The sequence below is a fragment of the Gordonia effusa NBRC 100432 genome, from assembly GCF_000241305.1.
GTDB classification, from domain to species: Bacteria; Actinomycetota; Actinomycetes; order Mycobacteriales; family Mycobacteriaceae; genus Gordonia; species Gordonia effusa.
The window spans coordinates 1-10,445 of sequence record NZ_BAEH01000024.1; the positions used below are offsets into that span (position 1 = coordinate 1).

The 10,445-nt window shown below is 63.0% G+C and carries 9 protein-coding genes; all 9 read right to left on the bottom strand.

What is annotated here, in order from left to right; all coding sequences use genetic code 11:
* Positions 1-977, bottom strand: a 977-nt coding sequence (locus GOEFS_RS04280) for a ferredoxin reductase (RefSeq protein ID WP_007316650.1), incomplete at its 3' end; no start/stop codon positions are given.
* Position 978: 1 nt separating this feature from the next.
* Positions 979-1,872, bottom strand: coding sequence for a metal-dependent hydrolase (locus GOEFS_RS04285; RefSeq protein ID WP_007316651.1), 894 nt, complete (start codon positions 1,870-1,872; stop codon positions 979-981).
* Positions 1,873-1,931: 59 nt separating this feature from the next.
* Complete coding sequence (locus tag GOEFS_RS04290) at positions 1,932-3,701, bottom strand: SDR family oxidoreductase (RefSeq protein WP_007316652.1); 1,770 nt, start codon at positions 3,699-3,701, stop codon at positions 1,932-1,934.
* Positions 3,702-3,800: 99 nt separating this feature from the next.
* On the bottom strand, positions 3,801-5,051 hold the full coding sequence (locus tag GOEFS_RS04295) for a pyridoxal phosphate-dependent aminotransferase (protein ID WP_007316653.1): 1,251 nt from the start codon (positions 5,049-5,051) through the stop codon (positions 3,801-3,803).
* 50 nt (positions 5,052-5,101) lie between these two features.
* The gene (locus GOEFS_RS04300) at positions 5,102-5,980 is read right to left on the bottom strand and encodes an SDR family oxidoreductase (protein ID WP_007316654.1); all 879 of its coding nucleotides are present in this window, start codon (positions 5,978-5,980) and stop codon (positions 5,102-5,104) included.
* The gene (locus GOEFS_RS04305; protein ID WP_007316655.1) at positions 5,977-6,720 is read right to left on the bottom strand and encodes an SAM-dependent methyltransferase; all 744 of its coding nucleotides are present in this window, start codon (positions 6,718-6,720) and stop codon (positions 5,977-5,979) included. The genes GOEFS_RS04300 and GOEFS_RS04305 overlap by 4 nt, the downstream gene beginning before the upstream one ends.
* Before the next feature lie 105 nt (positions 6,721-6,825).
* Entirely contained in the window at positions 6,826-7,083 is a 258-nt protein-coding gene (locus GOEFS_RS04310) for a hypothetical protein (RefSeq protein ID WP_138917878.1), read from the bottom strand.
* A 10-nt stretch (positions 7,084-7,093) separates the two neighbouring features.
* A complete protein-coding gene (locus GOEFS_RS04315) occupies positions 7,094-7,567 on the bottom strand; it encodes a hypothetical protein (RefSeq protein ID WP_007316656.1) in 474 nt (157 codons plus the stop codon).
* Positions 7,568-7,657: 90 nt separating this feature from the next.
* Positions 7,658-10,445: (Fe-S)-binding protein (locus GOEFS_RS04320; RefSeq protein WP_007316657.1), on the bottom strand; the 2,788-nt coding region annotated here is incomplete at its 5' end.

Sequence of the window (10,445 nt, forward strand, 5' to 3'; positions counted from 1 at the left end):
TGCTGACACGAATACGGCACGGCCGGTTGGACTCGACGTAGGGCGGTGAGCATGGTTTCGTCTGCGGCGACGGCGATTTCGTCGTCGGTAGACGCCAGTCGGACGGTGAATTCGTGTCCATTCTCCACCGGTGCGGGGGAGAAGCGTTCGTAATGCAATTCGATGTCGGGGCGATGTGCGAGATACTTCCTAAGTCCCTCGAGCATCGGTACCGGACCGCAGGTATAGATCGCGGTGCCGGCTATGGGCCCGTTGTCATCAGCGCCGGTAAGTTCAGCCATGGTGGGTAGGCCGTGGGTGTCGTCGGTGCGGATGGTGATTTTGTTGCCGTATTGGGTGAGTTCGTGGCGGAAGGGTAGGGAGTCGAGGCTGCGTCCGGTGTAGAGCATGGACCAGTTGAGGCCGAGTCGTTGGGCGGTGGCGAGCATGGGCAGGATGGGGGTGATGCCGATGCCGCCGGCGATGAATCGTAGGTGGGTGGCCTCGGAGCCGTAGCCGGGTAGTGCGATGGGGAAGGCGTTGCGGGGGCCTTTGATGGTGAGGGTGTCGCCGATGTTGAGGGTGTCGTGGACTTCGATGGAGCCGCCTCCGCCGTCTGGGATGCGGCGGATGGCGATGCGGTAGTAGTCGCTGGTGGCGGGGTCTCCGCAGAGGGAGTATTCGCGCATGCGGCCGGAGGGGAGGAGGAGGTCGAGGTGGGCTCCGGCGCGCCACATGGGTAGTGGTCCGCCGTTGGCGTCGGCCAGGGTCAGGGCGATGACGTTTTCGTCTTCGGCTACTTGGGTCCGATCAACAATCCGAACCGTTAATGTGCTGTCCTTCTCCGCACCGTCGCGTAGGGGAGACATGCTGCCCCACAACGGAAACCACGTTTTGAGAAGCTTGGTCCCGAAGCGCAGAGCAGGATCGCGCTGCCATCGGCCGTTCAGCGATGGCGGCTCTGTGAACTGAGGGCTGGGTGCGTACCTATCGTTCACGTCAGCTTGCGTTCCGCGCCGCGGGCGACGATGCGAGGTAGGCCACCGCCTGGGCGGTGTCACCTACCTCGGTGGGATCGAAACCGGGACGGAAGTAGGTGAGCGAGTATCGGATGACACCGCTGATTCTGGGAAGTACATTGGCCCGCACACCGCGACGATATTCTCGCCGCCGCTGCAGGAACGAGGTCGAACCGGCAGGGTCGTTTGCCGAAATGTAGCGACCGCCACGGAACACGATCAATAGTAGTGAAGGCATCACGAGGAGCATCACTCGTGCGCGCCGAAGGTAACTGTCTCCGAAATAAACCGCGACTTCGTGTGCGACACAACGGTGTTCGACCTCTTCGGCGCCGTGCCACATGAACAGATCGGTGATCGTCGGGTCACCGCCGGCCTCGCGCCAGGAACTATTCAGGGCGAAATCACCTAAGACCGCCGTGTAGTGCTCGATAGCCGCTATCAACCACAGACGTTCGATCAGATGCTTGCGCTGCTGCTCGGCTGTCCCGTCCGTCTTGGGGGCCAACAGCTTTCGGAATACCCACTCCATTTGGCGGTGATAGGGCAGTGGATCGATCCCGTGAGCCTCGACGTAATCCCAGATGACTTTGTCGTGCGCTGCGGCGTGCATTGCTTCCTGGCCAATGAAGCCGCGCATGGTATTCGCAAGGGCCTCATCCCGTACCAGCGGCAGTGCCTCGTTATAAGTCTGCACAAACCAGCGCTCGCCCTCGGGGAGGATGAGATTCAGTGCGGTAATGAGGTTCGACGCGTAGGGGTGGCCAGGGATCCAGTGCAGTGGCGCTTTCTCGACGTCGAAGGCGACGTTGCGCGCATGGAGCTCGACGGGGCCTGGATCGGTGTCCGGCGTGGAGTTGTCTGTTGAGGTCATGATGGCTCCTCGTGGTTAGAAAGAGTGTGGCAGATTCACGGTCACGATCGGCGGCTAGCTCACCGAAGAATATCGCCGCGAGCCATCAATCGGGCCAGCCACGGCGTAAATCGATACACCCGGTAGCCGATCTTGGCTTCCGGGGTGACCGGAGCAACCGCTTTGTTGGATTCGAGGGCGGCGACGATGTCCCGGGCGACCTTTTCCGGGCCGAAATTACGACGCTGATAGAGCTTGTCGAGTTTGTCGCGGTGTTCTTGCTCGACCGCGGCATCGTCGTATCCGGCCAGCGGGGTGTTCGACACGATGTTGGTGTTGACGATGCCGGGGCAGATGGCGGTCACACCGATGCGATGCTCGGCCAATTCGGCGCGTAGTGACTCGGAAAAGAGCAGCACACCGGCCTTGCTGGCGGCATATATCCCCAGATCGCGTTGCGGAGTGAAAGCGGCGGCAGAAGCGATGTTGACGATGTTGCCGCCGATACCGCGCTCGACCATCTGGCGGCCGAACGCCCGGCTTCCGGTCATCACGCCGCGCAGATTGACCGCCAAGACCCGGTCGAGTTGTTCGTCGGTCGCGGCCAGGGCACTACCGCCCAGGCCAATGCCCGCGTTGTTGACGACGACGTCCGGGACGCCGTGCTTGCGTGCCACGGTGGCTGCGAACTCGTTGAACGCCGCGACGTCCGAGACATCGAGAGCGTACGAATGTGCCTGTACGCCTTTAGCTTTGCATTCGCGGACGGTGTTCTCGGCGGCGGTGAAATCGAGGTCGGCGACGATGATTTCACAGCCGCGCTCGGCCAGGGCGTAGGCGGTCTCGCGACCGATGCCGCTGCCGGCGCCCGTCACCACCGCGAGTTTGCCGGTGAACTTGCTCGGCGCGGCCAGCACACGGGCGCGCTCGAGGCTGTTGGGGCGCGAATCGCTGCTACGTCCTTCGATGGAATCGATGAATTCGACGGCGGTGGACGCGAGGTAGTCGGGTTTGGTGTACGGCAGCCAGTGTCCGGTGGAACTGTTGCGGCGCCACAGTTTTGCGGCATGCGTATAGGTGTAGTCGTAGATCGCCGGCCGCAGTGCGACGTCGCGTTCATTGACCACCTCGAGGACCGGAACCTGTGTCGGACGAGGGTCCGGGGTCGCAAGTTTTTCCCGGATGTTGGCGCGGTAATAACGCAGACCGCTGACCGTGTCCGCGGTGAAAGTGTCGGCCAGAACGATGTTTTCCTTGGGCGTGCCTTCTACCCGGTGCAGAAACTCGCGCCACAGTCCGGGACGTCCGGCGGTGCGCCAGAACAGGTTTGGCAATACCGGTGCTTGGAAGAATCCGGTATACGCCGACGATCCGAGCTGAGAGAACGCTTTGCCGAGGTTGGCCGGTGTCGGATGGCTGAGATTCTTGCGGGCCCATTCCGACAGATAGTCGAGGTTGGGGCCGGAGACCGACACGAACGACTTGATGCGTTTGTCGGCACCCGGCGTCGTTACCGCTTCCCAGGTTTGGACCGATCCCCAGTCATGTGCGACGACGTGCGCGCCGCTGTCGCTGGCGGCTTCGATGACCGCGAAGAGATCGGTAGCGAGTTCGGCGAGGCGGTATGGGTCGTCACCGTCGGGTGCCGACGTTTCGCCATAGCCGCGAGTGTCGTAGGCGACCACGTGATAGCCGGCATCGACGATCGCCGGGGCGACGTGGGTCCACAGGTGATGGGTGTCGGGCCAGCCGTGGACGAGCACGACGGTCGGGTTGTCAGCCTCGCCCTGCTCGAAAACGGCCAGGTCGATGTCACCGTTGGAAACGGTGCGCCGGCGCCACTCTGCCATGGTTCTCCCTCGATTGAACTCTCTCGACGGATTTAGACGTTACCACCGGTTACATCTAGCGGAAAGGCGAGGGATTTGCCGACCGCAACAACGGGCGCGCTATTGCCGATACGACGCCAGAAAGTTGCCGATCCGATCGATCGCATCTTCCAGGTCGCGGGCATACGGCAGTGTGACGATCCGGAAATGGTTGTGATCAGGCATGTTGAAGCCGGTGCCCTGGACGACCAGAATCTTCTCCTTAAGGAGCAGGTCCTGCACGAATAGCTCATCGTTGTGGATCTCGTGCACATTCGGATCGAGGCTGGGGAAGGCATATAACGCGCCCATCGGTTTCACACAACTGACGCCGGGGATCTCGTTGAGCTTCGCCCAGGTGACGTTGCGTTGTTCCAGGAGCCGGCCGCCCGGCTGCACCAGGGCGTCGATGCTCTGATAGCCGCCGAGTGCCACCTGAATAGCGTGCTGGCCTGGGACGTTGGAACAAAGCCGTGTCGACGCCAGGATGTTGAGTCCTTCGATGAACCCCTTGGCATGGTCTTTGGGGCCGGTAATCGCGAGCCAGCCTGCCCGATACCCGCAGACTCGGTATGCCTTGGACAGCCCGTTGAACGTCAGACAGAGCAAGTCAGGGGCCAGCGATGCGATGGAGATGTGCTCGGCGTCGTCGTAGAGGATCTTGTCGTAGATCTCGTCGGCGAGCAGCAGCAGGGAATGTTTACGCGCGATCTCGACGATCTGTTCCAGCACCTCGCGTGAGTAGACGGCACCGGTCGGATTATTCGGATTGATGACCAGCAGTGCCTTGGTCTGCGGTGTGATCTTGGCTTCGATATCGGCGACGTCGGGATTCCAGTCATTGGACTCATCGCAGTTGTAGTACACCGGTGTGCCGCCCGACAGCGTTGTCATGGCTGTCCACAGCGGGTAATCCGGCGCAGGGATAAGGACTTCGTCACCGTCGTTGAGCAGGGCCTGCATGGTCATGGTGATCAACTCGGAGACACCATTGCCCAGCAGTACGTCATCGACGTCGAAGTATGGGAAGTCGATGGTTTCGTAACGGGTGACTACCGCGCGTCGAGCCGAGAGCACACCGGCCGATTCGCTGTAACCCTGCGAATACGGCAGTGCGTGGATCATGTCGCGCATGATGACGTCGGGCGCCTCGAAGCCGAATAGAGCCGGGTTGCCGATATTGAGTTTGAGGATGCGGTGGCCATCGGCCTCGAGCCGGGCCGCGTGCGCATGTACCGGCCCACGGATCTCGTAGCAGACGTTCTGCAGCTTCAGCGACTGCTCCAACGGCTTGAGGTTCTGGTTCAGGTGCGATACATGCGGTCTACTCACGAGTCCAATTGTGACAGCGCGGGCAAATAGATTTGTTCGCGGCGTGGGCGTCAGTGCTCCAGGTTCTTGGTGCGTTCACTCATCGAGCGTCCGAGTGCGGCGACCTCGGCGTCCATCTGCGGCAATAGTTCGGGTGCTGCTTTGCGGATATCGCGTTCGAATGGTGGCGTGGCCACGAAAGGCCGCAGCCAACGCAGTGCCCCGACCCAGCCGGGGCAATAGACGCGCGACTTACGCTTTTCGATGCCGTCGACGAAAGCTTCGCCGCATTTGTTGACCGACGTGGTCTTCGACAGTGGACCGGGCAGCCGGTTCAGCATCTCGCGGAAGGCGGGTAGATCGGCTTTAGCGTCTTGGACGAGAGGAGTGTCGATCCAGCTCATGTGAGCCGACCCAACGTCGACGCCGAGGTGTGCGACCTCCAGGCGCAGAGTATTGGCGAAGTATTCGACGCCGGCTTTGGAGGTGTGATAGGCCGCCAGACCGGGCGCCGAGGTGAAGGCGGCGAGCGAAGACACCACCAGGACATAGCCTTTCGCTTCGATGATCGCGGGCAGCGCGGCGCGCACGGTGTGGAAGACGCCCATCACATTCACGTCGATGAGGCGTTTGAACGCCTCCGGGTCGACCGCCAAAACCGAACCGTACGTTGCGATTCCAGCGTTAGCGACGACGGTGTCGATGCTGCCGAATTTCTCGATTGCCGCGGCGGCGGCCTTCTCCATCGACGCGAGGTCACAGACATCGGCGACGATCGACAGCACGTGAGCATCGCCGCCGAGTTCAGCGGTGATCGCATCGAGCGCTGGCTGGTCAAGGTCGGTGAGTACAAGGTTGGCGCCCTTGGCGCGCAAGCGTTTTGCGACTTCGGCGCCGACGCCGCGCGCTCCGCCGGTGATGAATACGGTTTTGCCGTGCTGTGAGGTCATGCGACCGACGCTACTCGTGGTCGGAGCACGTATCCGGTGTATGCGTAATCGTGGCCGTGCGAGGCGCGGATCGAGATCTCCTGGCCGAGCATGCTGAGGAAATATTCGTCGACGCCGGCCGCGCGGAGTTCGGCGATCCGCTGTGTGAGCGGATCGTAGTACTGGGCCCAGTCGTCGTCGGGCAGGACATAGACAGCTCGTACCTCATAGCCGGATTGCATTGCGGCGGTGACATTTTCGCCGGTAGTTCGCATCGCCGGGTATCCCTCGTCCCAGAAGGTTTTGGCGCCCGTCGATGGTGCCGGGGTAAGCCACTCCGCTTCGGTGAGCACGATGACGCCGTCGTCGGCCAGTAGTCTGCGCCACGATGCCAACGCGGCGTCGAAGCCCATCAGGTAGGCCGAGCCCTCGGCCCAGATCAGGTCGGCGCAGCCGTCGGGCAGCGGGATATCTTCCATCGGGGCGTTGAGTGTGGCGATCGAGTCGCTGACGTCGGCGGTCTTCGCGCGCTCGGTCAGCTCGGCGAGGAAGGGATCGTGGGTGTCGATGGCGGTCACGTGGCCAGTTGTCAACTGTGCCAACAGGATTGACGACGATCCGGGTCCCGAGCCAATGTCGAGGACGCGGGGATTCTCCGGGAGTTGGCCGGCGAGCCGGAGCAGGGTGCGCGTCGTCGATTCCGAGCCGGGAGCCTGTCGGGGGAGTCCCGCGTGGGCGCGGAAGAAGAGTTCTTCGGACATATAAAGCGATAGTGCCAGGTTGTCGGACTTCGTTGTCGTTCTTGCGGTTGTGGTGTGGCGTGTCGTCGCAACAACGTCGAGAAAGTTTCTGGTGGGGTTAGAGAATCAGGTGACTGACGCCGCCCGCGATGCGATCATGCGAAGTTGAGCGATCTGGCTCAAGGCTTCATGTTGAGCAGGCGAGTCGGGTCGCATCGCGTGCGCGACGAGATCGGCCATCCCATCGAGATCCTCGGTAGATAGAACGCTTGCACCATTGACCGCGCCAGTTAGCAATCCGAGAAATTCAAGCAGATTGTCGAGTTGTCGCGGACCGTCCACGCCAGCGTGGCGCAACGTGCTGATCGCGGCAGTGCAATTCATCTCGTTCACCTTACTCCCATTCGCTAAGAAGCCTCAGGTCAAGCGGCAAGGGGTGCGAAGGTGCGCCCAGGGCATCACTGGCCCAAACGTCGTTGCCGTTGACTGGATAGATCGTCCGGGGCTCACCCCAGGAATCGATGGCGATGTCTACGATCATGACGCTCTTGTTGACCGAGATAAGTGCCCGAAATACATACGACCGATGGTGCGCGTCGTATCTGGACAACGAGTAGTTGCGTAGTGCCGCGGATTGCACCTGTCGCAGATCGTCTAGCGAGTCAATCTCGCTAGGAAACTTCGACGCGTACGGGATCCTCGATTGGTAGTGGTGTCCCCCGCCGCCCGTTCCGTCCTCACCCATGAAATGGGCGTAGTCCCATTCGTTGAGGATCGAGACGTCGGACCGTTTGAATGGCACCACGCTTCCGTCCGACATGAGTCCGAACTCATTGCCTTCGGGGCCCAGCGGCCGAGTGTCGGTCATTGAGATTGGACGCAGCGACCCACCGATCGGTTCCCACCAACGACACGACCCCGGACATCGGGTGATGTCCGGGGTCGTGGTCGGATTACGTCAGCGCTGGCCGGGCCGCTTCTTACCGGCTGCCAAGCCGAAGCCCTTGGCCTTGGCCTCGGTCGCTTCGGTGACGGCCTGGTTGGGTGTCTCCGTAGCCGCAGCCGTGTCTGCCGGTGCTTCTTCGGCGGGGGCGTCGGCGACGACGTCGGTGGACTCCGCCTCGGCCGGCTCGTCGTCGGCGGGTGCCGCTTCCTCGCCCGATGCAGCTGCTACAGCCGGGGCTGCAGCGGTCGCCGCAACACCTGGCCGTCGCTTACCCGCAGCCATGCCGAAACCCTTGGCCTTGGACGTCGTAGCCTCGGTAGTCGCAGTTGCCGTCCCCGCAGTTGCCGTCCCCGCTGTAGCTGGCGCCGCCTCGGCTGGGGCCTCTGCGACAGCTTCCTCGACTGGCTCGGCGGCTTCCTCAGCTGGTGCGGCGGCTGGGGCAGGAGCCGGAGCCTTGGCCCCGACGCCGGGTTTCTTGCCTGCGGCCATGCCGAAGCCTTTGGCCTTGGGCGCAGCGGGAGCGGCGGCCTGGGCTTCGTCAGCCGGGGCGGCGTCAGCAGCCGGAGCCTCCGCAGCCGGGGCCGGGGCGGCTGCGCCGGGGGCCTTGGCCCCGACGCCCGGCTTCTTGCCTGCGGCCATGCCGAAGCCCTTGGCCTTAGGTGCAGCGGGGGCTGCGGCCTCAGCGGCGTCAGCGGCTGGAGCTTCGGCCTGAGCCGTGCCCGGAGCCTTGGCTCCCGCAGCGCCGGGCTTCTTGCCCGCTGCCATGCCGAATCCCTTTGCGGCAGGCTTCTTTTCAGCGGGAGCGGCGTCGGCGGCTGGAGTCGAAGCTGCGGCACCAGGGGCGCCGCCGGGCTTCTTGCCTGCAGCCATGCCGAATCCCTTTGCGGCAGGCTTCTTTTCGGCCGGAGCGGCAGCAGGAGCACCAGCAGACGCGGCCGGAGCAGCGCCACCAGGCTTCTTCAGGCCGCCCTTCATCGCCAGCCCGACCTTGGCCTTGGGTGCGCCGCCGGACGCGGCCGGTGCGGCCTTGGCGGGCGCTTCCTTCTCTTCCTTGGCCGGAGCGGGTGCGGCTACCGAAGCGACCGCGACCGACGCGGGGTTGTGCACCTTGCCGCCGCGCTGGATCTCGGTCGGTTGACCGCGCCGCACGCCTTCGAGAAGCATCTGGGCGACGTCGACGACCTCGACCTTGTCTTCCAACTCGGTGCCACTGATACGTGCGGTCACACCGTCGGTGAGCATCACGCGGCAGAAGGGGCAACCGGTCGCGATCTTGGTGCCCGCGGCGGCCTCGCCGGTCGCACCGGCCGGACCGCTTTGAGCGCCAAGGCTATCGAGCGCTTCGTCGACGCGGTCGATGTTGATGCGCTTGCCGATCTGCTCTTCCATCCACATCCGAGCGCCACCGGCACCACAGCACATCGACCGTTCGCCGTGTCGCGGCATCTCGGTCAGCGTCGAACCAGATGCCTCCATCAGTTCGCGTGGGGCGTCGTAGATCTTGTTGTGACGGCCCAGGTAGCAGGGGTCGTGATAGGTGACCTTTTGACCGTCGACCGGCGCGACCGGCACCAGGCGCTTCTCGCGTACCAAGCGGTTGAGCAACTGGGTGTGGTGTACGACCTCGAAGGTGCCGCGTTCGGCGTCGACCTGGGGGTACTCGTTATTCAGCGCGTTGAAGCAATGCGCGCAAGTAACGACGATTTTCTTTCGCTGCTGCGGAGCGGTCGCGAAGAGGTCGTCGAATTGCTCAATGTTCTGCTGCGCCAACATCTGGAACAGGAATTCGTTACCAGCGCGCCGCGCCGAGTCGCCGGTGCAGGTCTCGCCCTGACCGAGGACCAGGAAGTTGACCGCGGCGGTGTCGAGCAATTCAGCAACAGCCTTGGTGGTCTTCTTCGCGCGGTCTTCGTACGCGCCAGCGCAGCCGACCCAGAACAAGTACTCAAAGCCTTCGAAGGACTCGACATCCTGTCCGTAGACCGGAATCTCGATATCCATTTCGTCAATCCACGCGGTGCGGTTCGCTGTCGACTGGCCCCACGGATTGCCTTTGTTCTCAAGGTTTTTGAACAGGCCGGCAAGTTCGGACGGGAAGTCGGACTCGATCAGAACCTGGTAGCGGCGCATGTCGACGATGTGGTCGACGTGTTCGATATCGACCGGGCACTGCTCGACGCAGGCGCCGCAGGTAGTGCAGCTCCAGAGCGTTTCGGTGTCGATGACGGCACCCAGCATGTCGTCGTCGACGGTTCCCGTGCCGGCGCTCTCGCCGACGAGCTTGCGCTCGGCTTCGGCGCGGGCCTTCGCCGGGATGGCATCGAGCTTGTCCGACAAGACGTTTCCGTCGGCATCGACGAGACCGACCTCGTCGCCGCCCATATCCTTGCTGCCGCCGGCTAGCAGGTAAGGCGCTTTGGCGTAGCCGTGGTCGCGTAGCGACATGATCAACAGCTTGGGCGACAACGGCTTTCCGGTGTTCCATGCGGGACACTGACTCTGGCAGCGACCGCATTCGGTACACGTGGTGAAGTCCAGCCAGCCTTTCCAGCTGAAGTCTTCGATCTTGCCGGCGCCGAAGGCGTCGACGTCGGGGTCAGCCGTCTCCATCTCCAAAACTTTGCCGCCGGACATCATCGGCTTGAGTGCGCCCAGCGCGACGCCGCCATCGGCTTCACGCTTGAAATAGATATTGAAGAAGGCCGAGAAGCGGTGCCAGGCAACACCCCAGTTGAGATGGGTGCCGACCAGAAGTAGGAACAGGCTGCCCGACAACAGCTTCACGAGCGCGAATACCGAC

Excerpts from the sequence above, each read along its gene's own strand:
- GOEFS_RS04285 (WP_007316651.1), bottom strand. The coding sequence starts at position 1,872 with ATGACCTCAACAGACAACTCCACGCCGGACACCGATCCAGGCCCCGTC.
- GOEFS_RS04290 (WP_007316652.1), bottom strand. The coding sequence starts at position 3,701 with ATGGCAGAGTGGCGCCGGCGCACCGTTTCCAACGGTGACATCGACCTG.
- GOEFS_RS04300 (WP_007316654.1), bottom strand. The coding sequence starts at position 5,980 with ATGACCTCACAGCACGGCAAAACCGTATTCATCACCGGCGGAGCGCGC.
- GOEFS_RS04305 (WP_007316655.1), bottom strand. The coding sequence starts at position 6,720 with ATGTCCGAAGAACTCTTCTTCCGCGCCCACGCGGGACTCCCCCGACAG.
- GOEFS_RS04310 (WP_138917878.1), bottom strand. The coding sequence starts at position 7,083 with ATGAATTGCACTGCCGCGATCAGCACGTTGCGCCACGCTGGCGTGGAC.
- GOEFS_RS04315 (WP_007316656.1), bottom strand. The coding sequence starts at position 7,567 with ATGACCGACACTCGGCCGCTGGGCCCCGAAGGCAATGAGTTCGGACTC.